The sequence below is a fragment of the Peloplasma aerotolerans genome, assembly GCF_030012175.1.
Classification (GTDB): Bacteria; Bacillota_I; Bacilli_A; order Acholeplasmatales; family Acholeplasmataceae; genus Peloplasma; species Peloplasma aerotolerans.
In genome coordinates this window covers 1-23062 of the sequence record NZ_JASCXW010000029.1, presented here as the reverse complement: position 1 = coordinate 23062, position 23062 = coordinate 1, and the positions used below count along the sequence as shown (strand labels likewise).

27 protein-coding genes are annotated in these 23062 nt (G+C 31.6%); 13 read left to right on the top strand and 14 right to left on the bottom strand.

All coding sequences use genetic code 11. The features are described 5' to 3' along the window. A partial coding sequence (gene trhO, locus QJ521_RS07880) for an oxygen-dependent tRNA uridine(34) hydroxylase TrhO (protein WP_282839915.1) occupies positions 1-707 on the top strand: 707 nt, incomplete at its 5' end. A 73-nt stretch (positions 708-780) separates the two neighbouring features. Here the strand turns inward: trhO and QJ521_RS07875 are convergent. The 3 genes from QJ521_RS07875 to QJ521_RS07865 all read right to left on the bottom strand — a co-directional run bounded on the left by QJ521_RS07875 (position 781) and on the right by QJ521_RS07865 (position 3930). Beyond that, entirely contained in the window at positions 781-1677 is an 897-nt protein-coding gene (locus QJ521_RS07875; protein WP_282839914.1) for a sensor domain-containing diguanylate cyclase, read from the bottom strand. A gap of 509 nt (positions 1678-2186) precedes the next feature. After that, entirely contained in the window at positions 2187-2672 is a 486-nt protein-coding gene (locus QJ521_RS07870) for a nucleoside deaminase (protein ID WP_282839913.1), read from the bottom strand. A 169-nt stretch (positions 2673-2841) separates the two neighbouring features. Further along, positions 2842-3930, bottom strand: coding sequence for a GMP reductase (locus QJ521_RS07865; RefSeq protein WP_282839912.1), 1089 nt, complete (start codon positions 3928-3930; stop codon positions 2842-2844). A gap of 150 nt (positions 3931-4080) precedes the next feature. Here QJ521_RS07865 and QJ521_RS07860 point away from each other — a divergent pair, with 150 nt between their 5' ends. Beyond that, positions 4081-4359: a DUF1294 domain-containing protein gene (locus QJ521_RS07860; protein ID WP_282839911.1), complete on the top strand. Its 279-nt coding sequence runs from the start codon at positions 4081-4083 to the stop codon at positions 4357-4359. Positions 4360-4445: 86 nt separating this feature from the next. On the opposite strand, the gene QJ521_RS07855 is transcribed toward QJ521_RS07860, so the two are convergent. Both QJ521_RS07855 and QJ521_RS07850 read right to left on the bottom strand, forming a co-directional pair. Further along, positions 4446-5852, bottom strand: coding sequence for a sodium/glutamate symporter family protein (locus tag QJ521_RS07855; protein WP_282839910.1), 1407 nt, complete (start codon positions 5850-5852; stop codon positions 4446-4448). Positions 5853-6009: 157 nt separating this feature from the next. Then, positions 6010-6531 carry a hypothetical protein gene (locus QJ521_RS07850; RefSeq protein WP_282839909.1) on the bottom strand — a complete coding sequence of 174 codons (522 nt, stop codon included), beginning with the start codon at positions 6529-6531 and terminating at the stop codon, positions 6010-6012. Positions 6532-6727: 196 nt separating this feature from the next. On the opposite strand from QJ521_RS07850, the gene QJ521_RS07845 reads away from it, so the two are divergent. Next, a complete protein-coding gene (locus QJ521_RS07845) occupies positions 6728-7411 on the top strand; it encodes a hypothetical protein (RefSeq protein WP_282839908.1) in 684 nt (227 codons plus the stop codon). 55 nt (positions 7412-7466) lie between these two features. Here QJ521_RS07845 and QJ521_RS07840 read toward each other — a convergent pair whose 3' ends face one another. Together QJ521_RS07840 and QJ521_RS07835 are read right to left on the bottom strand one after the other, a co-directional pair. Further along, positions 7467-8462 (bottom strand): hypothetical protein, encoded by a 996-nt coding sequence (locus tag QJ521_RS07840; RefSeq protein WP_282839907.1) that lies wholly within the window; start codon positions 8460-8462, stop codon positions 7467-7469. Then, positions 8463-8798 (bottom strand): PadR family transcriptional regulator, encoded by a 336-nt coding sequence (locus QJ521_RS07835; RefSeq protein WP_282839906.1) that lies wholly within the window; start codon positions 8796-8798, stop codon positions 8463-8465. 162 nt (positions 8799-8960) lie between these two features. On the opposite strand from QJ521_RS07835, the gene QJ521_RS07830 reads away from it, so the two are divergent. The 8 genes from QJ521_RS07830 to QJ521_RS07795 all read left to right on the top strand — a co-directional run bounded on the left by QJ521_RS07830 (position 8961) and on the right by QJ521_RS07795 (position 17139). Continuing rightward, entirely contained in the window at positions 8961-9965 is a 1005-nt protein-coding gene (locus QJ521_RS07830) for a DMT family transporter (protein ID WP_282839905.1), read from the top strand. Between the two features lie 84 nt (positions 9966-10049). Continuing rightward, a complete protein-coding gene (locus tag QJ521_RS07825) occupies positions 10050-10592 on the top strand; it encodes a peptidylprolyl isomerase (protein WP_282839904.1) in 543 nt (180 codons plus the stop codon). Position 10593: 1 nt separating this feature from the next. Next, entirely contained in the window at positions 10594-11301 is a 708-nt protein-coding gene (gene rluF / locus QJ521_RS07820) for a 23S rRNA pseudouridine(2604) synthase RluF (protein WP_282839903.1), read from the top strand. A gap of 201 nt (positions 11302-11502) precedes the next feature. Next, entirely contained in the window at positions 11503-12768 is a 1266-nt protein-coding gene (locus tag QJ521_RS07815) for a Y-family DNA polymerase (protein WP_282839902.1), read from the top strand. After that, a complete protein-coding gene (locus QJ521_RS07810; RefSeq protein ID WP_282839901.1) occupies positions 12761-13096 on the top strand; it encodes a YolD-like family protein in 336 nt (111 codons plus the stop codon). Before QJ521_RS07815 ends, QJ521_RS07810 begins: the two co-directional genes overlap by 8 nt. Before the next feature lie 74 nt (positions 13097-13170). After that, positions 13171-15141: an LTA synthase family protein gene (locus QJ521_RS07805; RefSeq protein ID WP_282839900.1), complete on the top strand. Its 1971-nt coding sequence runs from the start codon at positions 13171-13173 to the stop codon at positions 15139-15141. 161 nt (positions 15142-15302) lie between these two features. Then, positions 15303-16796, top strand: coding sequence for a glycerol kinase GlpK (glpK, locus tag QJ521_RS07800; RefSeq protein WP_282839899.1), 1494 nt, complete (start codon positions 15303-15305; stop codon positions 16794-16796). A 19-nt stretch (positions 16797-16815) separates the two neighbouring features. Then, complete coding sequence (locus QJ521_RS07795) at positions 16816-17139, top strand: Rieske (2Fe-2S) protein (protein ID WP_282839898.1); 324 nt, start codon at positions 16816-16818, stop codon at positions 17137-17139. Between the two features lie 61 nt (positions 17140-17200). Here QJ521_RS07795 and QJ521_RS07790 read toward each other — a convergent pair whose 3' ends face one another. The 4 genes from QJ521_RS07790 to QJ521_RS07775 form a co-directional block, all read right to left on the bottom strand. Beyond that, entirely contained in the window at positions 17201-17743 is a 543-nt protein-coding gene (locus QJ521_RS07790; RefSeq protein WP_282839897.1) for a nitroreductase family protein, read from the bottom strand. A 229-nt stretch (positions 17744-17972) separates the two neighbouring features. Then, complete coding sequence (locus QJ521_RS07785) at positions 17973-18392, bottom strand: hypothetical protein (RefSeq protein WP_282839896.1); 420 nt, start codon at positions 18390-18392, stop codon at positions 17973-17975. Between the two features lie 73 nt (positions 18393-18465). Continuing rightward, positions 18466-18918, bottom strand: a complete 453-nt coding sequence (locus tag QJ521_RS07780) for a hypothetical protein (protein WP_282839895.1) — start codon at positions 18916-18918, stop codon at positions 18466-18468. A gap of 198 nt (positions 18919-19116) precedes the next feature. Beyond that, complete coding sequence (locus tag QJ521_RS07775; protein ID WP_282839894.1) at positions 19117-19548, bottom strand: hypothetical protein; 432 nt, start codon at positions 19546-19548, stop codon at positions 19117-19119. A gap of 111 nt (positions 19549-19659) precedes the next feature. Here QJ521_RS07775 and QJ521_RS07770 point away from each other — a divergent pair, with 111 nt between their 5' ends. Both QJ521_RS07770 and QJ521_RS07765 read left to right on the top strand, forming a co-directional pair. Then, complete coding sequence (locus tag QJ521_RS07770) at positions 19660-20586, top strand: helix-turn-helix domain-containing protein (RefSeq protein ID WP_282839893.1); 927 nt, start codon at positions 19660-19662, stop codon at positions 20584-20586. 87 nt (positions 20587-20673) lie between these two features. Continuing rightward, positions 20674-21849, top strand: a complete 1176-nt coding sequence (locus QJ521_RS07765; protein ID WP_282839892.1) for a class I SAM-dependent rRNA methyltransferase — start codon at positions 20674-20676, stop codon at positions 21847-21849. Between the two features lie 33 nt (positions 21850-21882). On the opposite strand, the gene QJ521_RS07760 is transcribed toward QJ521_RS07765, so the two are convergent. The 3 genes from QJ521_RS07760 to QJ521_RS09680 form a co-directional block, all read right to left on the bottom strand. Continuing rightward, positions 21883-22386, bottom strand: a complete 504-nt coding sequence (locus QJ521_RS07760) for an MFS transporter (protein ID WP_282839891.1) — start codon at positions 22384-22386, stop codon at positions 21883-21885. 21 nt (positions 22387-22407) lie between these two features. After that, the gene (locus QJ521_RS07755; RefSeq protein WP_282839890.1) at positions 22408-22749 is read right to left on the bottom strand and encodes an MFS transporter; all 342 of its coding nucleotides are present in this window, start codon (positions 22747-22749) and stop codon (positions 22408-22410) included. Positions 22750-22915: 166 nt separating this feature from the next. Next, positions 22916-23056 (bottom strand): zinc ribbon domain-containing protein, encoded by a 141-nt coding sequence (locus tag QJ521_RS09680; RefSeq protein WP_347568092.1) that lies wholly within the window; start codon positions 23054-23056, stop codon positions 22916-22918. Positions 23057-23062 lie beyond the last annotated feature (6 nt).

The following is a 23062-nucleotide window of genomic DNA, read 5'->3' as shown; positions in this document are numbered from 1 at the left end:
TTTTTAAAATAGATGAGGCTGTTGAACATGCCTTTAAAAAAATGCATGTTAGAGTCAAAAATGAACTTGTTAATTTTAGTCTCGAAGATGATATTAATCCATTAGAAATTACAGGTAAATATGTTGAACCTAAAGAATTTTATGATGGTTTAAATGATCCTAACACATTAGTTATAGATGCAAGAAATGATTATGAGTATGACTTAGGTCACTTCAAAGGAGCACTAAAACCAGAAATAAAAAGATTTAGAGAACTTCCCAATTGGATTAGAGAAAATAAACACTTATTAAAAGGCAAACGAATATTAACTTATTGTACAGGAGGAGTTCGTTGTGAAAAGTTCTCAGGATGGCTTAAAAAAGAGGGATTCAAAGATGTAGGTCAACTTCATGGTGGTATTATCACATATGGAAAACATCCAGAAACCAAAGGACAATTATGGGAAGGTAATTGCTATGTCTTTGATCAACGTATAAGTGTGCCGATTAATCAGGTAGATCATATTATCGTAGGTAAGGACTATTTTACTGGAGACCCCTGTGAACGATATATCAATTGTGCAAACCCAGAGTGTAACAAACAAATCATTTGTAGTGAAGAAAATGAACGTAAATTTTTAGGATCTTGTTCAAAAGAATGTCGGGATCATCCAAGAAATAGATATGTATTAAAAATGAAATCATCAACACAGACAAATCAACAATAAAGCCTATCTAGGCTTTTTTTGTTAAAAAAATACCTACCTGGTGGTAGATATTATTCATTAATATTTATAGATGTTATTTAACCACATACACATAATTTCTTTTCGTTTTTGCTTGATACATGTTATCATCAGCAATTTTTATAAATGCATCAACATCGTCTTTGAATGAGGCGTCATATTTAGCAATGCCAATGCTTGCTGTTGTCTTTATTGTTTTTGCTCCATGGATGACTTCTAAACATTCAATGTCTACTCTAATTCTTTCGGCGATGTTAATTGCTTCTTTAATTTCAGTTTCAGGGCAACATATGATGAACTCATCACCACCATATCTTCCAACAACATCATATGGTCTAACATTTTTTATAATTGCCTTGCTTAATTTCTTCAAAACGTTATCACCAATAATATGCCCATTTTTATCATTGATTCTCTTGAAATTGTCTAAATCTATAAATATTAAACACATTGTTGAATTATTTTCGCTAATCAATTGAATCTCATTTTCGAGCTTTTCTACAAACCCTCGTCGATCTAACAATCCTGTTAAATAATCATGATTCGACAAAAATTGAGATTCCTTTTGTGCTTTCCTTAATGCAAATTCAGTTTCTTTAAAGTAAGTTATATCTCTTATAATAATAACTGTCCATAATTGGTGATTTCGTTTAATAATTGATGACGTTATATCACCAATAAACTTTGATCCATCTTTTCTTCTAAATGATAGTTCAGTTCTTGCTTGACCCATTTGTTCTCTTATCTTGAGTGCTTCGTTTAGTTTTGGATCATCTACATCAACGATACCTTCACGTCCTAAGGTGCATATTTCCTCTTCTGTTCTTTGAAACATATCACACGCTGCTTGATTAGCTCGATGAATTCTGCCATCTGGACTTGTCAAAAGAATAGCATCTAGACTATGATCAAAAATGGATTTATAATAGTTTTTAAATAAATGATTCCCCATATTCAAACCTCATTTATTATCATATTGGTTCATTCATCAGTATAAATAGACACATGATTAAAAATCATTAAATGTATTTTATTGTTTAATTTTATTATATTCTAAATTGTCATTGCAAACAATACTTAAATTTTAATATGTTCTTAACTTTTTTTGTAATTTGATTATACAGCACGATATACTTCGATACTCTTTCTTAACAAAAAAAAGAACCTGTTAAGGTTCATCTTAAAAATTTAATAAGTAGGTATTCCCCATATAGATAAATACAAGAAATGCAATTACTAAATTATATTAATCGTATTACGTAAATCACTGCCCTAAACGAGCGATTGAAACTGTAAATCCCAATACTATACTCTTTAATCTAATGATACACTAAAAATCTATATATGGGGAATACACTTTCATTATACATCAAAAAAGCGTTTTTGCAAAATAAAAGCAATTTTGCATAAATTTATGTTTCACTGCTATAAAAAAAGATTCCAGTATGTGAAATCTTTTTCCTAGTATATCGTCTTATCGCTTTCCTTATATTCATTGAATAGTTCTAAGCATTGTTCTCTTGATTCTTCACTCAATATAAGTATTTCTTTATCTTGGTTTCCATCTTTAATAAATTTATATATGAAGTCATCTCTAAAACCGATTGCTTCCGCATCTTCTGTTCGGCAACCATAAACAACATCTTTGATATTCGCCCAAATAATTGCTCCAAGACACATTGGACATGGATAACATGTAGTAACAAGTGTACATCCAGTCAGATCATGTGTCCCTAAAACTTGACAGGCTTTTCGAATTGCATTAATTTCAGCATGTGCTGTCGGATCTTGTTCTGCTAATACTGAATTTGAAGCAAGCCCAATTATTTTTCCATGTGGATCTAACACAGCAGCTCCAAATGGTCCTCCTTCATCATCAAACATCGTTTTTCTTGCTAAAATGATTGCTTTTTCCATTGCTTTATTATTTTTGCTTTTATTGTTCATCGAATCCCTCATTCCAATCTCTATATATTTGCAACATGTATTGTTATTATAAGTTATTTGATACAGATAAACAAACAAAATATCCGGATATTTTTATGTTACTTCGTATAAATGATGTCAAAAATAAAAGCCAACTTGAATAACCAAGTTAGCTCATGAATACAAATCTTTATTTTGTTCCGTTGCCAAATACTGAATTAAATTGCTTTGCTACTCTTACAAATGTTGTACATTTAGATAATTGTTTCAAAGTTGGTGCTCCAACATAAGTGCAAGTTGATCTTAAACCACCTAAAATATCTTTTACTGTAACATCAACATTTTGGCGATATGGAATCTTAACTGTTTTACCTTCTGAACTTCTATAATCTGCAACTTCACCATAATTCTTCTTCATTGCAGTTTCTGAACTCATGCCATAAAACTTAACAAATCTTTTCTCTTCATAAATATCTTCTAAAGTTTCAGGATCTCTTTGATTAGTGAAATGATGCTCAGTGATGACTTGACCACCACCTTCATCATGTCCAGCTAACATACCACCTAACATAACGAAATCTGCTCCAGCACCAAAAGCCTTTGCTACATCACCAGGACATGTACATCCACCATCACTAATGATATGTGCTCCTAATCCGTGTGCTGCATCAGCACACTCAATAATTGCACTTAATTGTGGATATCCAACACCTGTTTGAATTCGTGTTGTACAAACACTACCAGGTCCAATGCCTACTTTAACGATATCTGCTCCTCTTAAAATCAATTCTTGAGTCATATCTGCAGTTACAACATTACCTGCTATAATAATATGTTCGGGATAAGTTTTTCTAACTTTTTCAACAAAATCTCCAAAATGTTCTGAATATCCGTTAGCAACATCTATACAAATATATTGGATTTTAGGAAATTTATTTAATATATCTACAAGCTTTTTAAAGTCTTGTGCATTTGTTCCTGTACTGACTGCACAGTATTGTGGATTCAATTGATTTTGATGTTTTTCAAGTGTTTGTGGTGTATATGATTTTACCAAACATGTAAACATATGGTGTTCTTGAAGTGCAAGTGCCATATTGATGGTTCCTACACCATCCATGTTTGCTGCCATTATTGGAATACCTTTCCACTTTTTTTGACTATGTCTAAACGTATATTCTCGGTCTAAATCAACATCTTTTCTACTTGATAATGTTGAACGTTTAGGACGTATTAATACATCGCTGAAGTCTAATTTTTGATCACTTTCTATCCTCATAATTAAATCCCCTTTTTGTTTATTTTATTGAGACGTATATATTATACTATGAATTTGTCTATTCAAACATTTTTTTGTACTTTTTTATTTATAATAAAAGAAGTTGATGCATATGGTACAATAAGATATAAAATCTTGATTGGAGTCTATATGATTATTTATGTTACAATAATTCTAATTATGTCCGTGATTACTTATTTTGCATATGCAATAGATAAAAAGAAATCGATTCAAAACAAACAAAGAATAAGTGAAAAATCGTTATTTATGTTAAGTATTTTATTTGGTGCATTAGGTGGCATACTGGCAATGCATTTCAAAAGACATAAAACAAAACATTTTATGTTTCATTTTGTCAATTGGCTTTCACTCATTCTTCATATTTACTTAGGATACCTTATTGATTTACATCAACTACTCGTTATTTAAAAAAAGATAAAGAAAAATACAACCTTTAGTTTTTTTAATTTGGGGTTGTATTTTTTTTTATTCTCTTAACTTATTTAACAAAAGTTTTAAGTTGTTACTACAGCTCTTTTGAAAATTCTTTTTCTTAACAAGAAAATATTAATCACAAAAAATGCTACGATAACAATTCCAAGTGTAATAAATGCAAGCTGATCACTTCTATATGCTAATCCAACAAGCATTAATAATGGAAATCCAAATGCTATCGCACTACTTGCTCCTAAAACTAAATTATTAGCAGCTGGAGTTTTAAAATGTGGATCAACTTCTCTTAATAGTGCAACACCTGTCGATGCAGTTCCTGTTAGCATACCAAACATTGAAATAGTAGCTTCAAGTTCATAATCTGGATATACTCTTTTACATATAAAGCGAATGTAGATAAATGTAACCACACCACCTACAGTTGTAAGAATAATAAATGGAATCCAAAGTCTTTCTAAGTCTGCAATATTGATTGCTGATATACTTGCAATTATCATAAAGTCAAATACAGTGCCTGCAATTCGGTTAAGCATATAATCATTAGGATAACGTCGTTGCATAATATTCATATCTCTTAGCTTAGCAAAAATACGTTTAAACAATAAAGCGAAGAGTGTTGCCCAAATAAAATTAAATCCCCAGATTAACGGACGCATGGATTCTATACCAAAATCACCAAATGCTCCAGTCAAAATTATATAATCAAAGCCCTTCATAAAAAAGAACGTCGTAAAATAAACAATTAATACCAAACATATTTGAACTGTAAACTTGTCAATCGCTTCTGATAAAGGAATTTCATCTGCTTCTTCAACAACATGTGAAGTGACAACTTCAGTAACGACTAGTTCATCTTCAACTTCAAGCTTTTTCTTCTTAACAAGATAATTTAAATAAAGAACACCACCAACACATGCCCACACAAATCCTAAGGATGCAATACTTAATCCAAATGCTTTACCACCAATAAAAGGATTTATAACATTTGTCTCATAAACACTTCCCATATTCGCTGCAGGTCCAGGGCCTTGTCCAAAACCCATTGGTAAAAGCATTCCAGCTCCCGTGATTAAATTAGGGAAAAATGTCAAAGTAAGCGTAATGGTAATAATTAGACCCACAACTGCTTGAATAACATACGTTCCGACAATTACCAATCCACTTTCAACTGCCACCATTTTTGACGCTTTCTTTTGATTTGATAATGACTTAAGTGCTAATGCAATAAAACCGATTGCTAATGTGTGAAATGTGATAACTTCCATAAATGATACTTGAAAAAAACCTTCAGGTAAAATATTACTTACTTTAATGAATAAGACAATAAATCCAGCTAATACTGCAGTTGGAAGTAATGACTTTCTTAAAAATCCTACTTTTCGACGAATGACATTTGATATCATTAAAACTACAGCTAAAAAAGCAATTTGATTTATACTAGACCAATAACTATTATTCCAGAATTCCATATTGTTCTCCTTTTATATAGATTAAGTTTTTATAAACATTTGATTTAGAATAACACAAGTTACTTTGAATATCAAGTTATTATCTAATTAGATGATTAAAGAAATATAAAAAAAAACCTTCAATCATATGAAGGTTGTTTTCGTCTATAAAATTTTATTAAAAATCATCATCATCTTTTGGTTTACGTTGTTCATGTTCAATAATAATATCTTTAAACTTTGCTCTAAACATGTCTTTATTTAAATTAATATATGCATGTCTTTGAGGAAAGAAAATTGTATTAATAATTGGAATCAATAAGAACATAATCCATGTAGGATGCCATTGTCCAGTTGCTAAACCGATGCCTATATATGCACCAGTAACAATAATACCAACAATTTTTCTAGCGTTGATTCTACGCTCAACAATAATGTTCACTAATGGAATTAAAAAGAATACCATCCATCCTGGATGCCATAAGTTCAATCCAAATCCTAACCATAAGAATAGAACAAGACAGATAAAAGGCATGATTTCACTTAATCTTTTTAATGGTTTACCTGTAAGTATGATCCAACTTAATGGTATCAATAAAAATGCTGTTAAACCTAACACCCATTGTCCCCAATATAATCCTGCAACGAGAAAAAATAAAACACTAACTAAAGGCATTACTGCTAAAATTCTATTTTTCATATCTATACTCCTTCATTTTTGTTACTTTAATTATAACATTTAATGCAAAATAATCTATTCTTCACTTATAAAATTCATAGATTTAATGTTATCATACATATTTATGCAGTTTTATCGCTTTCTTTTCTCATTTATTGCATAAATTATATAAATGCTATATAATGCAATTAAGAAATAATCATAGGAGGTCTTTTTTATGAGTAAAGCGAAATACGGTTATGGGTGGGTATTAAAATGGGTTTTAGCTGCTTTACTGCTTGGTGTTGGCTTTTTTATGTTCTTTTCACCAGATTTTGTTTATACAATCACAGGTGTTACCATTCTTATTTTCTCAGTTTTTAGAATTTATCCTTTGTTAAAGTCATTACACAAAGAGGTTCTTCGAACGATTAATTTAGTAGAAATCATATTCGATACCCTTATTGGTATTCTTTTGGTTTATATTGGAATTACTAAAGGATCAACTTTGACTGACGAACCTATATGGAGTACAGTTTACCAATATTCATTAGCTTTCTTCTTCTATGCTAGAGGATTAGTATTTTTTAATTCGATTGCATTTTTTGAAGAAAAAACTGAAGTACCTAAATTTTGGGCTCACATTGTTATTCTATCAATGGGTGCTATTATTGCAGTTCTACCAGATTTCGGATATGAGTCAGTTGCATTATTCTTCTTAATCATCTCATTGGTTGGTGCAGCATATCTTGGATATGATGGTTTTGGTGGATATTCTAAATATCGCGAATATTCAGCATCAATTAATGCAGGAAAACAAGTCGGAAAAGATAAAGAAGCTGATAAAGGAATTAATATTGATAAAGAAGCACCTAAAAAACGTATTGAGGATCCTGAAGAAAAAAGACCTTACGTTAATTAATGCAAATCATTAATAATAAAAGTTGCAAAAAATTATTTGCAACTTTTTTTTATGTTTACTTAACTGGTTTCTTTTTTAATGTCTTGTACCAAATACTTATTAAATCAATAGTTACTAAGATTGTTATTACAACCGAGAAGGCTATCATACCTTTGTTGAATCCTGTAATCACTTCTGTTGTTGTATGTTCCAAATAGTTTGAAATCACTTCAAACACTTGTGGCTGAATAAGCATTGAATGATTAACAAAAAGAATTAGGATGACTACTGATAATATTTGATATGCTGTATACATAATAGCAAGATGAACATTCCAACTCTTGTAATATAGTTTAGCTAAACTGACTACAACCAAAACGATTAGTGATACTATAAAAAATGGAATAAAGCTTTGAGCAACATCTGTATTAAAGATATGTGTAACAATAACTCCATTATCGTATATTGCAATCACATTTAAGTAATTCAGTAGAATCGAAATGAAAATAACTGAAAAAGTGACACCTAATATCATTTCAATAATTGTACCAGTGCGTGATATTTTTGCACTGTTTTCTTTTGGTAAATCAGGTAAATCAACTAACTTCCAATCAGTTTTCTCAGTCGTTTTTGTATGATAGTCAATTAAAGCAAATATAATTGTTACCCAAGCAAAAGCTGTGAATAAACCACTTATGACTGTAGCAATTATTTTTGCTGTTATTTCTGCTATTGCTCCAAGAATCGTTGTTGCTTCATAATTTAGTGATGCATCTATAGTTCCAAAAACCAAAGTAACGATCAATACAATAATACCTACAATTTTCAATACATTGATATAGTCATCAAAATATAACGGAGAAATTAGATATCGCTCTTTTCCTCGGTAATTGTTCGCTAGCGTTCTAGGATGCCCAAGTTCATAAAGCACTTTCTCAATTTCCTCATCCTTAGCGTTTTCAGGTAGCATGTCCATAATGTTTGCTTTTAGCTCTTCTGTAACGCTATTTCTCATGTCTTCCGGTAATCTTTTTGTTACTGCATAAATATAACGATCAATGATATTCTTCATTTACACTTCCTCCTCTATGAGTAGTTTTATTTCATGATTTATTTGTTTCCACTCTTTGATTAATTGATGATATACCACAAGTCCATCATCACTTAATAAATAATACTTTCTAGGTCTTGACTCTGATGTATCCCATTCACTCTTAAGCAAACCTTGTGATTCCAACCTTCTTAATAGAGGATATAAGGTGCCTGCTTCCATTGCTACGCCTTTTTCTTCTAGTGTTTGAAGTAATGAGTATCCATATTGAGTTTTTTTCAGTTGACTTAAAACTGAAATGATTTGCGTGCCACGCCGAAGTTCTACAATCATGTTATTTAGTACTGTTTGATCCATCTCAATCACTCCTTGTTCTCATTATACTGTATGTCATACACTATTGTCAATACATTAATATTAATTTTTTTGAAATAAGTGTATTTTTGCTGTCTTAATATATATATTAAATAAACTATGTTTTTTTTAATTCATTTTCAAATAAACCTGTTATGATAAGAAGTGGATGGATTCAAATCACACAAAAAAGGGATTGACCAAGTTATTTATGATGACATTGGTTATGGTTATAACATGCAAAAAAGCGTACACATCGCAGGAATACTATTAGCAACGATATTTGGCTTTTCATTTATGTTTTCTAAAATTGCTCTAGATTTTGTAAGTCCAATAGGATTAATTGCCTATCGATTTTTGATTGCTTTTTTAGCATTTGAAATTCTAAGGCTGTTTAAAGTCATTAAAATTAGATTTAAAAAAGAACAAATCAAACATTTAATTTTGGTTGCTTTATTTCAACCCGTCTTATACTTTTTATTAGAAACATTTGGTCTTCAACGAACAACAAGTGGTGAAGCAGGTATGATGATTGCGTTGATTCCAATCTTTGTTACCCTATTAAGTGCTGTTTTCCTCAAGGAAAAACCTAGATTGATCCAATTCTTTTTTATCATCTTAAGTGTTACAGGTGTACTGTTTATCCAATTAATGAAAACCAATGATGGTTTACAGTTTGAAGCACTTGGATTCCTACTTCTTTTAGGCGCAGTATTAGCTGCTGCATTTTTCAATATCGCATCTAGAAATGCATCAAAATCATTAAAACCTTATGAGCTCACCTATTTTATGATGCTTTTTGGAGCATTTACATTTAATTTTATGTATTTAATTAAATTAGGATCAGAAAATCGTATGATTGATTATATCTATAATCTATACCACATAGAACTTGTTATACCGATTATCTATTTGGGTATTGTCGCATCGATTGGTGGATTTTTTCTTGTCAATTATGCGCTTAGCAAAGCTCCAGCTCATATTACAAGCATATATGCTAACTTATCAACGATTGTTGCTGTCATTGCTGGTGCAACATTATTGAACGAACAGCTCTACTACTATCACTTTATAGGTAGTTTGATGATTGTAACTGGTGTTTATGGGACTGTCAGTTTTTCAAAATATAGAAATCATCGATTCGCAAAACAAAAAAGTGTTTTAAAATAAATGATTTTTATCTATAAATTATATGTCGTGCTTTTTCAATCAAAGATTGATATAATACGGACGTAATCATAAAGGAGGTCAAATATGAGTTACGATGAATATTTAAACAAAGAAAACCCAAAAGTGACAATGAAAATCAAAGATTTCGGTGTCATTCAGTTAGAACTTTTTCCAAGTGTTGCTCCAAACACGGTTAGCAACTTTATAAAGCTTGTTCAAGAAAATTTTTATGATGGTTTAATTTTCCATCGTATTATTCCTGAATTTATGATTCAAGGTGGCCGAAGCAAAAATGATACACCTTGTCCAATCAAAGGTGAGTTCACCCTCAATGGCCATGACAACCCATTGAAACACACAAGAGGTGTCATATCAATGGCAAGAACAAATGACCCAAACTCACAAACGTCTCAGTTTTTCATTATGCATAAAAATTCTCCACATCTTGATGGTTCATATGCAGGATTCGGTGGAGTCGTTGAAGGCATTGAAGTTGTCGATAAAATCGTTTCTCAATCAAGAGACTATCATGATCAACCTTATGATGATATCATCATCGAATCTATAACGGTTGACCTAAAAGGAAAATCATACCCTAAACCTGTTTGTTATAAAGCGGCAGTTTAACATGTCTACACGCATTAACAAATATTTAAGTGAAGTTGGATTTTGCTCAAGGCGTCAAGCTGATCGTTATATTGAGCAAGGCCTCGTGAAAATAAATGGACGACAAGCAGTGATTGGAGATCAGGTATTAGAAAATGACGTTGTCACGTTTGAAGGAAAAGCTTTAAAGCCAAGAGAACAACATGTTTATATAGCGCTTAACAAGCCTGTTGGTATCGTATCAACTACAGACCAATCTATCAAAGGAAATATGATTGACTTTATCAATTATCCCTCACGCATTTTTCATATTGGTAGACTCGATAAAGACAGCGAAGGCTTAATTCTATTAACAAACCACGGTGACATCGTCAATCAAATCTTACGTGCAGAAAACGCACACGAAAAAGAATATATTGTCGAAGTTGACCGTGTTTTATCTCAAGATTTTGCAACCAAAATGTCGAATGGCGTTCCAATCTTGAATACCATCACAAAACCATGTGTTGTTAAACAATTGGGACCTAAGCGATTCAAAATTATTCTTACCGAAGGTTTGAATCGACAAATTCGTAGAATGGCTGAATACTTCGGTTATACAGTTACTTCTCTTAAACGTGTTAGAATCATGAACATTAAACTAGATATTCCAGTCGGTGAATACCGCTATCTATCTCAAAACGAAAAAGATGAACTCTTTGAATTATTAGGAAGACAAACATCAAAATGACAGCTAAATCAGCTGTCTTTTTTTATCAAATGATGGCATATCACTTGGTAAGGCGATTTGCCTATGGTTACCAAAAATCTATTTTTAAAATGAATATAAATGCAATTTTTTTCTGATAACATTTTCATAAAAAAACTTGTCTCTTTCCTCTTTTCTTTTCAAAAATAATTGATATAATGATGACACAAGTGAGGTGGGAATATGGAATCATACAAATTACATCGAAAGATTTTATGCATCGATCTAAAGAGTTTTTATGCATCTGTCGAATGTGCAGTTTTAGGTTTGGATCCGTTTCAAACACCTTTAGTTGTAGCTGATAAATCTCGCGGTGGTGGTTCTATCGTTTTAGCTGTATCGCCATACCTTAAAAGCAAAGGCATGCCAAGTCGTTGTCGCATTCATGAATTACCTACAGATATGCCTATTATTTTTCAAAAACCTCGTATGGAACTATATTTAGAATATTCTACTAAAATTATTGAAATCTACTTAAGATTTATTTCTGAAGAAGATTTATATGTCTATTCCGTTGATGAAGCTTTTCTAGATATTACTGAATATCTAACCTATTATAATAAAACTGATCTTGAATTAGCCAAAACAATTTTAAAAACAATCTACGATGAGACAAAATTATTCGCAACCTGTGGCATTGGTGAAAATATGCTTATGTCAAAACTTGCTTTAGATATCGAGTCTAAAAAAGCACCTGATTTCATTGCTAAATGGACGTATGATGACATTCCAACAAAATTATGGCCCGTTACTCCTTTAAGCGAAATGTGGGGCATAGGGAGGAATATGGAACGAAATTTAGGACGTTTCGGTCTAAAGACCATCGGAGATATTGCACACTATGATATAACAACACTAAAGAAAAACTTTGGAATATTAGGTGAAGAGCTTTATTATCATACACATGGTATCGATATGAGCCTAATTCAAAACAAGAAAAATATAAGAAGTGTTGGAAAAAGTTATGGTATCGGACAAACTCTATTTTCTGATTACTATGTGCCAGATATCTTTCAGATTATTATGGAGATGGTTGATGATGTCACAAGACGTCTTCGCTTAAACAAAAAAGTTTGTCGAACTGTAAGCTTTGGTATTGGTTACAGTAAAGCCGTAGGTGGCGGTTTTTCTAGACAGATAACACTTGATCAACCAAGTTCTAGCACATCTACTATATATGAAGCTTGTCTATCTCTTTTTAAAACATATTATGAAGATGAACCCATTCGTCGTGTTCATGTCAGCGTGACAAACTTAAAACAAAACAACATTTATCAGTTTTCACTATTTGAAGATGTTGATCAGTTAATTAAAGAACATAATCTTTATGCGTCCGTTGACGAGATTAAGTATAAATTCGGAAAAAATAGTGTCAATAGAGCATCAAGTGAATTCAAATCATCTACGATTAAAGCTAGAAACAAAATGATTGGAGGTCACCATGCATAACGAACCCTATGTTGACCGAGGTATCATTAAGTGGGCACCTTTTGATGCACTCGTTGGATACCATTCAATGCTTAACGATTTAAAGTATCGTCTTGGCAAAAAGGATCGCCCTTCGTTAAGTGATGACCAGTATGAAGAACTCAATCGTAAACTTCAGCTTGCTTATCATCAAGATTTTGAAATTGAAATAGAATTCTATCGAGACGGCTATTTAAAAACGACCTTTGGAAAAATTAGAAAAATAGATTGGATTCAAAAAATAATCGTTTTGTCAAGTTTTGAGAAAATCAATGCAGAAGATATTATACAAATAGATTCCACATTTTGAAGACTGGTGCACTTAACCGGTCTTTTTGTTGTATAATCAATATAAAGAACACTGTTAATACAGGTAGGGATAGAATGTACAGAACTAGATTAATTAAAACATTAACCATCTTAATTGCACTAAGTGTTTTACTTGTTGTAAAACTTGTATTATTTGAAGCACATAAAACAGATAGTATCTTCGTATCAATAATCAATTGGATGATTTTTTTATCATCTGTTGGTCTTTTGATTTACCTTGTCTATATCAATAAATTTAGCATTAAATTTTATAATAGCATGCATAAAGATAAGCTCATTATCTTTATAACAATTTTTGTAATCGAAAGTGTTTTTTTGATAAAAAATCAATTACCATTTTCTCGAGTTTATCTTTTCTCAATTTTGCTTATTTTATCGTTTACTGCTTTAATAAGCCTATTGTTACCTGTTAAACTGAGCAAATTCTTTGATTTTTTTATACTCATTATTTATGGTATTTACACAATCGGCCAAGACACATATTATCGTATTTTCAACGACTTTTTTAGTTTCAAAGAAGCAACAACACTTAGAGAAGGCATTGAGTCTGGAGAAGGTATGTATAAAGCAAATTGGCTTTATGTCTTCATCATTATTTTGATAGCGGCTGCCATATACTTATATAGTAAATACACAAAAGTATCTCATCTAGAAATCAATAGAAAATTGGTTTTAAGGCTGTTAATGATACCTTCATTATTATTTGTTTTGATTCAATTAAATGTTGACTATAGTGTTCAAAAAGATAGACCTTATACTAGCGATCATTATTTATATCAAACTGTTTTCAATCGAACTCGGTTTGCGTCAAGATTTGGTGTTAGTCAACTCCTCTTAAGAGATTTTATTGATAGTTTAATTCCGACGTTTCCTTCAAAAAGGGATGTCTCATATATCGAGGATTATTTAGATACAAATATGAAAAGCCATGAAGTAAATGCATACAGTGGTATTTTTAAAGACAAAAATTTGATTTTCATATTGGCAGAATCATTTGATGAGATTGCATTGTCTGAAACACTCACACCTAACATTTATAAATTGAAAACAGGAGGTATAGACTTCCAAAATCACTTTACACCTGTTTTCCAAAGAACGACAAGTGATACAGAATTTATTTTTAATACAAGTTTAGTTCCATCTATTGAAGATGGTCCTACGACTTCAACTTTCACAAATAATAGTTATCGTACATCTCTTGCTTCATTGTTTGCTGCAAATCAATATACAACTCGTGCCTTCCATGGAAATTACAAAGAATTCTATAGGAGACATATTACATACATGGGTTATGGATATCATGCATTTTATGGTCAAGATGAAATAGGATTATCAGATGTGGAAAAAAAGTTTGACACTATTTTTTACGAACAATCATCACATTTGATACTTCCTGATGACAACCCATTTTATAGCTTTGTAATATCTTTTGCTGGACATTCTCCATACTCAGCCAATCATGACGTTGCCCAAGTTCACATTGACCTTGTTGAGCAACACTATGAATCTGAACTTCATGATTCGATTAAATATTATATAGCGACACAAATAGAATTGGATTTAATGCTTGGACTTTTACTTAATGATTTACAGGCAAAAGATATTTTAGAAGATACTGTTATCGTTTTTTCAAGCGATCATTATCCTTACACATTAGATCAAGATGTTTATACGGACTATGCAAATATTGAGATTGATTTCATGAGGCATCGAGGTAATTTATACATCTGGTCTAGTGATATAACACCAACAACGATTCATCAATTATCGACATCTTTTGATATCCTACCTATACTTAATAACATGTTTGATTTAGGTGGAGATTATACAAAATACGTTGGGAATGATATATTTGGCACCCCAGGTAGTATTGTATTATTTAAAGACTATGCAGTATTTGATGGTACCACTTATTTACATTTAGCTGACCGCCATGCTACGAATTTATCTTTAATTGAACAAGCGACTAGATACTATCATTTTTCCAAAAAAGTTCTAAGATCAAATTACTTTAAAATTGCTTAAATAGGCCGTCATCTATACTTGCTCATAACAAATACTTCAACGGCATTATTATGATACATATAAATAAGGAAACGCGCGCACGCGAGGTTCCTTGTGTACTTGTTACATAAACATGTTAAAATATAAGATATATAAACTCTAAAACTTTCTGGGAGAAAGATATGAAAAAATACATTTTAGCAATCGATCAAGGAACGACCAGCACAAGAGCAATCATCTTTGATCACAATAGTAATATCATTGCTGTTGCTAGTGAAGAGATCAAACAAGAATATCCAAAACCAGGTTGGGTCGAACATAACGCAAACCAAATTTGGGTTAGTGTTTTAGCCGTAATGGCAAGATCTCTTTTAGAAGCAAATATTAAAGCTAATCAAATTCATGCAATAGGGATAACTAATCAGCGTGAGACTACAGTGGTTTGGGATAAGAAAACAGGTCAGCCAATTTATAATGCAGTCGTTTGGCAATCAAGGCAAACTAATGAGATATGTGAACAGTTAATTGAAAAAGGATATAATCAATTATTTAGAGATAAAACTGGATTACTTATCGATGCTTATTTTTCTGGAACTAAAATTAAATGGATTTTAGACCATGTGCCTGGATCAAGAGATAGAGCAACTAAAGGTGAACTTCTATTTGGAACGATTGACTCATGGATTGTATATAAACTAAGTGGTGGAAAGCATATTACAGACTATACAAATGCCAGTCGAACATTGATTTATAATATTCATGAGCTCAAATGGGATAAAGAACTTTGTTCAATACTAGATATACCAATGAAAATGTTGCCTGATGTCAGGTCTTCTTCTGAAGTTTATGCTCACACTGTTCAACATCACTTTTTTGGTCAAAAAATACCTATCAGTGGAATGGCTGGTGATCAGCAAGCTGCACTGTTTGGTCAAACCTGTTTTGATAAAGGTATGGTTAAAAACACATACGGCACTGGTTGTTTTATGTTAATGAATACAGGAGAAACTCCTGTTCAATCAGATCATGGGTTATTAACAACAATTGCTTGGGGAATTCAAGGAAAAATTACATATGCATTAGAAGGTAGTGTGTTCGTTGCTGGTTCCTCTGTTCAATGGTTAAGAGATGGAATTAATCTTATTCACACAGCATCAGAAACTGAAAACTTAGCAACAGCATTACCTGATAACGATGGAGTGTATATTGTTCCTGCTTTTGTTGGTTTAGGTACTCCATATTGGGATGCAGATGCTAAAGGTGCTATATTTGGATTAACACGAGGAACAACTAAAGAACATCTTACACGGGCAATTTTAGAGTCGATTTGTTATCAGTCCATGGATGTATTAAGAGCTATGGAGGAAGACACCAAGTTGCCAATTCAATCGTTTAAAGTTGATGGCGGAGCTGCAGTCAATAATTTTTTAATGCAATTTCAGGCAGATATATTGAATCTTGAAGTTGAACGACCTATCATTCAAGAAACAACTGCTCTTGGAGCAGCTTATTTGGCTGGTTTGTCTACTGATTATTGGAAATCATTTGACGAAATTAAATCCTCATGGAAATTAGAGAAACTTTTTAAACCTCACATGGAAGCAAGTTTGAGAAAAAAATATATTCAAGGATGGCAAACAGCAGTATCCGCAACTAGACATTTCAAAGTAAAATAAAATTGAAAGAGGTGGTAGAGTGTTGCATTTTGTTGCAGACTATGAAGTATTGAGGAAAGAGTTTAAAAAGAGGGTAGTCATTGATGAATTGCCTGTTTTGGTTATTTTCTTAGATGAAAAAATCTATGCAATACAGGATAAGTGTCCACATATGGGAGCATCTTTGGCAGAAGGATCTTTGGATAGTAATGTCGTTCAATGTAAGAAACACGGAGCAAAATTCAATATTCAAACAGGAACAATTGTAAAGAAAGCACAGGTTGGTTTTATAAAGTTACCAACCAAAAAACCTGTAATCTTTAAAACATTAATTGAGAATGGAAAAGTTTATTTAGAACTATAATAGTGAAAATTGTCAGCAGATAAAACCTGCTGACAATTTTTATTTAGTTATCTCAACAAAATCAACGATAAAATGTTGTTAATGAATTTGCGCTTTTTCTCGGTTTAAGGGGAGTTTCTTTTCCTGGATAACCGACCATAACCAATGCAACAATGATTTCGTTAGTATCAACACCTAAAATATCTTTAAAAGTATCTGTCTCAATATATGGTGGTGTCTTCCAATGGCTACCAATATTTAGTTCTGTTAACAAAAGTAAAAAATTTTGAATGAGTGCTGCTACTGCTTGCATATCTTCAAGATCATCATGGATATTATCGTTTTTCTTCATTAAAAAAGCGACAATTACAGGTGCACTAAATACTTTATTAAGTTTCATTTCAAATAAATTCTTTGTTTTATCATTTAACTCATTTAAATATTTTGTTCTAAAGTTTTCCTTACCATCACCCTCAAGAATTATAAATCTCCAAGGTTGTCTCATTTTGTGATTTGGTGCATGAACTGAGTCATCGAGTAATCGAGTTAATACGTCTAAATCGATTTTTTGATCAGTAAAATTGGATTGACTGACCCTTTTTCTTATGATTTCTTTAACGGACATCATATCATCTCCTTTATCTTAATCATACTCTATACAATATGAAATTACAATTGTTAGTCTTTTTACAGGGAAAAAGGTAAAAGGAGAGACGCCTTTTACCTGCAAAGGTGAAAAAATTAATATTTTATAAAACCTAAATATTGTAGGGAAACAATACTGTATAACTGTCAATTATTGAAGTTGTCGCAAATCAATAATAGCCAGTACTTAGCCATGAGATTTAAAAATATTATATAATTTTTTTGGGATGTAACACATTGCCTTCTTTCTCTTGAATGATTTTGTCGCGAATCGAATCAAGAGATGCTGTTATCAGCATAAAGACTAAAGCCAATAGAATTAATAGTTGTAGCTCAAAATTAATAAAAGCAATCAGTATAAATACTGCAGCGATAAAAATATACAATTGATGTATTGTTTTACTTAGTTTAGGTTTGTATCCTCTAATTTTGCGAAATCCTTCTTCTTGTAGTAGTACTACAAAGACGATAAACAATACATAACCTGTAATACCACCATACAAAAACAACAATGATGTATTGGTTATTGTTTCATGATTAGGAATAAAGATGCCTATTAATTGATCACCAACAAAATAAACAGATGCAAATATTCCCAAAATGAGTGTAAATTTGATTAAATTTTTCATATTCGATCATATCCTTTCAGTAAGCCACAAATGTGATTTATGATACCCTAATGAATCAATACTATCTATAAATTTAAGTTGCAAATATGATAATAGCTTCAGCTGCATAGCTTGCTATTAATGCGTAAATTAGGCTAATGATTATACATAATGTACGCTCAAAAGAAACTATTTTATCATATATACGAACATTGTATTTTTTGCTTATAAATCTGTTATTGACAAAGTGTATGACAACAAGAGTGAATCCAATTGTCAAAATAGCAATCCATTGATAATTATATGTAGTTTGATAGTCAAAAATGCTATTTTTTAATACTTCGAGCAACATGAAAGAAATCCACCACACTAAAATGATTACCAATGCAGTTTGTGCTATACTACTTTTCATATTATTCTGAAGTTTCTCGAAATTCGAGTCATCTTGGCTATGAGATAATATCATTTTATGCTGCATATAACCACGATGCATTATCCAGACGATTGAAAAGGTTGCTATAATCCATATCATGATGGCGTATATCACTTTATCAACTCCGATGTTTTGATGATTAAATTTTCTAGGTCATTCAGTAAGGATACTGAATGTTTAGTTTTGATTTTTGCTAAACCTATTGTTCTAAAAACCACTCATGAAAGTAATTTATCAGCACATTTAACCGTTTCACTGACATCAATATGTGCTATAATGAGTATGAATTCAGTTTAGCTATAATTTTTGTGATTAAAGATCAAAACCGTTTGGAAGCCCTGAGTTACTGAAGTCTAGTTCTTCATATTCTGGATTGCCTGAATTGTGGAAATCTAATTCTTCATATTCTGGATTACCTGAATTGTGGAAATCTAATTCTTCATATTCTGGATTACCTGAATTGTGAAAGTCTAACTCTTCATATTCTGGATTACCTGAATTGTGGAAATCTAATTCTTCATATTCTGGATTACCTGAATTGTGGAAATCTAACTCTTCATATTCTGGATTACCTGAATTGTGGAAATCTAATTCTTCATATTCTGGATTACCTGAATTGTGAAAGTCTAACTCTTCATATTCTGGATTACCTGAATTGTGGAAATCCATTGTTGAATACTCTAATCCTACTTTTACTGCAAAAACGAATGCTAAAACTGTTGCGACAACTACTAATTTTTTCATGGCTAATGCCTCCCTTTTACCTAATTGTATAATCAATTAGGATAAAATAATAGGGCGTATATGTCCTATTCGTACAAAAATTCAAACAAAATTCGGAAAAATGGTGGAAAAATGAAATCAAAAGAGCTTTGCATCTACCTAGAACGTCTAAGATCTGCTAGAAACATATCTCAAGATGAATTTACAAATGGTGTCGTTTCTTTGAGACAGTATCGTAGATATTTAAATGGTGAATCTGATTTACCATTTCAAGTAATCGACAGATTAACATCCAAAATCGGTGTAAAAACCGATAATTTATTACGTGAGTTTGAGATTGCAAAAATAGAGGAAACTCAATTAATCAATAATTTATACAATTTAGCTGTTAACTTCGAACATACTGCCTTTTTAGAGCAGTCAAAAAATATTCCGTTGGATCATATTATCGAGAAAGCAAATCAGTTGATGTATAAACACAGTATCATCATGGATAATTTGTACTCAAATAAAATTTCCAAGATACATGCAGCTGAAGAAAATTCAAAATTAATAAATTATCCAAAATTACTCAATCAGCAGATTATTACTTCAGTAGAAATGTTGATTTTGAGTTCACTGTTAGATTTACTTGATAATAATCAGCACACGAAGATATTAGAAAAAATAAATGATTATATTAACGATTCATCTATCGTTATTAGTGGTGCAAATGAGAAAATTTTTACATTCACATTAGCAAAAATTTCAAAATATTTTGGAATGCATGATGAATATGACAAAGTTATAAAGTTTTGTGACATGGGAATAGAGCGTAATTTTGCACTCAAATCGTATTATTTAATGGATTATTTTTACTACTATAATGCCCTAGGTTACTACCGCAAAGGCGATCTTGAGAATTATAGTAAAATGATTGTTAAATGCTTTAATGTCTTACACTTTGAAGGCAACGATAAGAAAATTGAAAAGTTTACGAAATTGATTGAAGAAGATTTCAAAATACACTTCCAAGATTTCGTCCTAAACTATTATAAAAACAACTCAAACAATGAATAAGGAGCAGCACTACCTGCTCCTTTTATATAATAAAAACTAAGATTTTACAAACAACATGCTATAATGGGCTGAGGAGTGATGACAAATATGGACACATGCAAAATATACTTAAAACCTACTGAAGAGATAAGAATAAACCAGGGACATCCATGGGTTTTTAATAATGAAATTGACAGGATTGAAGGGACTATAAAAAGTGGTGAATTAGCTTCTGTTTTTAGCAGTAAAAACGAGTTTGTTGGCAAAGGTTTTTTAAACACATCTTCCAAAATTTTTGTTAGAATTTTATCACGAAATTTAGATGAAATTATTGATGAATCTTTCTTTAAAAACCTTGTTGAAACATCAAATAATTCAAGAAAAAGTCTGGGATATTCGAACAGTTATCGCGTTTTATTTGGAGAATCAGATGGTATTCCAGGTCTAATTATTGATAAGTATGGAGACTATTTATCAGTTCAGATATTGTCATTAGGGATCGACCAAAGAAAAGATATGTTTATCAAAATTCTAGTCGATATTTTTAATCCAAAAGGCATCTATGAACGCAGTGATGTATCGGTTAGAAAAAAAGAAGGTTTAGAATTATTTAAAGGTGTAATTTACGGTGATGTTCCATCGTCTGTTATCATTAAAGAAAATGAATTAAACATGGAAATCGACATAATCAATGGACAAAAAACAGGTTCATTTTTGGATCAACAAGACAACCACAAAGCATTGAAACCCTATGTTAAAAACAAGACTGTATTAGATTGTTTTTCACATATAGGAGGATTCGGTTTACATGCTGCTTATTATGGAGCAAAGCTTGTGACCTGCCTTGATATATCTGAGCATGCTGTAACTCAAATAGAGAAAAATGCTAGACTCAATCAGCTTGATCAAGTCAAAGCAAGCAAAGCAAACGTATTCGAACAACTAAGATTATACGACACAAACAAAGAGACATTTGATGTTGTCATTTTAGACCCTCCAGCGTTTGCTAAGAAAAATGATGACATAAAAAAAGCATACAAGGGATATAAAGATATCAACTTGTCTGCATTGAAAATAATAAATCCAGACGGATATTTAATGACATGCTCTTGCTCACATTATATGTCACCATCTCTATTCCTAGAAATGTTGATGGATGCAGCTTATGATGCAAAACGTATCACTCAATTGGTTGAGTTTAGAATCCAGGGTAAGGATCATCCTGCACTACTTGGTTCTGATGAATCCTTGTATCTAAAATGTGTAGTATTACGTGTTAAATAAGAAAAAAACCAGAAAAATAACTTCTGTTTTTTTTTATATGTCAGCGTTATATATTTTAACAAATTCTGATTTCATTCTAATTGGAATTAAGAAAATAGCAACAACAGATTTACTTGCGGATAATAGCATAATAAGGCGATAATCGTATGTTGTATATTCTGCGATAAAACCTATGATTAACGCACCAAGAATTGCGCCAATATTCCATAATAATCCTTGTGTTGAGTTGATTCGCCCACGCATATGTGCAGGTATATATAATTGTGTTGCAGTCATTCTAATATTGTATGACGTAACAGATAATAACCCAACTAAAAAGCTTAAAGTAATCATAACAAAATACGGCATATAAAGCATCGTTGCACTAAATAATTCTACTGTCAAATAAACTGTCACAGCAATAATATATCTCTTTTTTGGAGGGTACTTAAACAAATAATGGATGAATCCACCAATGATTCTACCGACTGAACCAGCAGTAATTAAAAATGAAAAATCTTGAAGTGTATAAAGTTCACTTCTAATAAAGTATGGCATCCTCAGTAAATCATGTGCCATTTACACGAACGAGAATGCAGCAAACAAAATTCCAATCCCCAAAATTCCTTTTTCAACTTTATAATATCTGAATCCTTCTTTCAAGTCTTCAATAAATTGAAAACCTTTCATATGCTTTTTATTCAATACTTCTTCAAGCCGAATCGTCGTTTCCATCAGTGCAGCTACTAAAAATGTTGCTGCATTAAATGCCATTAACATGGCAACTCCAAACTCATAATTTTCAATCATAAATGCTGCTACAGGAGCCATGACAGCTGCAGAAACTGGCCATATCAGACTTGATGAAGAGTAAGCTCTAGAATGTTGTCCTTTTTCAATAACCTCTGGAAACATACTCATAAATGCAAGCTGATATACGGTGTCAAATATACCAAACGTAACTGCAATTAATGTGAAGACGATAACATCAAAATAACCAGTAAAAAGTAGTGAACTACTCCCACCACTTAATGAACATCATTAGAAGTGGGGGCTTCTTGGGTAAAACAGACCAGTGTCTATTAATTTACCAAGCTATTGCGTCTGTTCCATACGCTTTTGTTACATATGCTATTAGACCTTGAACGCCGATGTTAATCGCTGCATTTAGGTCTCTATCCATCTTTTGTCCACATACACAAGAGTATGTGCGTTCAAAGAGTTTAATATCTTT

Bases quoted from the DNA above. Each gene is read 5' to 3' on its own strand.
- QJ521_RS07875 (WP_282839914.1), bottom strand. From the start codon at position 1,677: ATGGGGAATCATTTATTTAAAAACTATTATAAATCCATTTTTGATCAT.
- QJ521_RS07870 (WP_282839913.1), bottom strand. From the start codon at position 2,672: ATGAACAATAAAAGCAAAAATAATAAAGCAATGGAAAAAGCAATCATT.
- QJ521_RS07865 (WP_282839912.1), bottom strand. From the start codon at position 3,930: ATGAGGATAGAAAGTGATCAAAAATTAGACTTCAGCGATGTATTAATA.
- QJ521_RS07860 (WP_282839911.1), top strand. From the start codon at position 4,081: ATGATTATTTATGTTACAATAATTCTAATTATGTCCGTGATTACTTAT.
- QJ521_RS07855 (WP_282839910.1), bottom strand. From the start codon at position 5,852: ATGGAATTCTGGAATAATAGTTATTGGTCTAGTATAAATCAAATTGCT.
- QJ521_RS07850 (WP_282839909.1), bottom strand. From the start codon at position 6,531: ATGAAAAATAGAATTTTAGCAGTAATGCCTTTAGTTAGTGTTTTATTT.
- QJ521_RS07845 (WP_282839908.1), top strand. From the start codon at position 6,728: ATGAGTAAAGCGAAATACGGTTATGGGTGGGTATTAAAATGGGTTTTA.
- QJ521_RS07840 (WP_282839907.1), bottom strand. From the start codon at position 8,462: ATGAAGAATATCATTGATCGTTATATTTATGCAGTAACAAAAAGATTA.
- QJ521_RS07835 (WP_282839906.1), bottom strand. From the start codon at position 8,798: ATGGATCAAACAGTACTAAATAACATGATTGTAGAACTTCGGCGTGGC.
- QJ521_RS07825 (WP_282839904.1), top strand. From the start codon at position 10,050: ATGAGTTACGATGAATATTTAAACAAAGAAAACCCAAAAGTGACAATG.
- rluF (WP_282839903.1), top strand. From the start codon at position 10,594: ATGTCTACACGCATTAACAAATATTTAAGTGAAGTTGGATTTTGCTCA.
- QJ521_RS07815 (WP_282839902.1), top strand. From the start codon at position 11,503: ATGGAATCATACAAATTACATCGAAAGATTTTATGCATCGATCTAAAG.
- QJ521_RS07810 (WP_282839901.1), top strand. From the start codon at position 12,761: ATGCATAACGAACCCTATGTTGACCGAGGTATCATTAAGTGGGCACCT.
- QJ521_RS07805 (WP_282839900.1), top strand. From the start codon at position 13,171: ATGTACAGAACTAGATTAATTAAAACATTAACCATCTTAATTGCACTA.
- glpK (WP_282839899.1), top strand. From the start codon at position 15,303: ATGAAAAAATACATTTTAGCAATCGATCAAGGAACGACCAGCACAAGA.
- QJ521_RS07790 (WP_282839897.1), bottom strand. From the start codon at position 17,743: ATGTCCGTTAAAGAAATCATAAGAAAAAGGGTCAGTCAATCCAATTTT.
- QJ521_RS07785 (WP_282839896.1), bottom strand. From the start codon at position 18,392: ATGAAAAATTTAATCAAATTTACACTCATTTTGGGAATATTTGCATCT.
- QJ521_RS07775 (WP_282839894.1), bottom strand. From the start codon at position 19,548: ATGAAAAAATTAGTAGTTGTCGCAACAGTTTTAGCATTCGTTTTTGCA.
- QJ521_RS07770 (WP_282839893.1), top strand. From the start codon at position 19,660: ATGAAATCAAAAGAGCTTTGCATCTACCTAGAACGTCTAAGATCTGCT.
- QJ521_RS07765 (WP_282839892.1), top strand. From the start codon at position 20,674: ATGGACACATGCAAAATATACTTAAAACCTACTGAAGAGATAAGAATA.
- QJ521_RS07760 (WP_282839891.1), bottom strand. From the start codon at position 22,386: ATGCCATACTTTATTAGAAGTGAACTTTATACACTTCAAGATTTTTCA.
- QJ521_RS07755 (WP_282839890.1), bottom strand. From the start codon at position 22,749: ATGAGTATGTTTCCAGAGGTTATTGAAAAAGGACAACATTCTAGAGCT.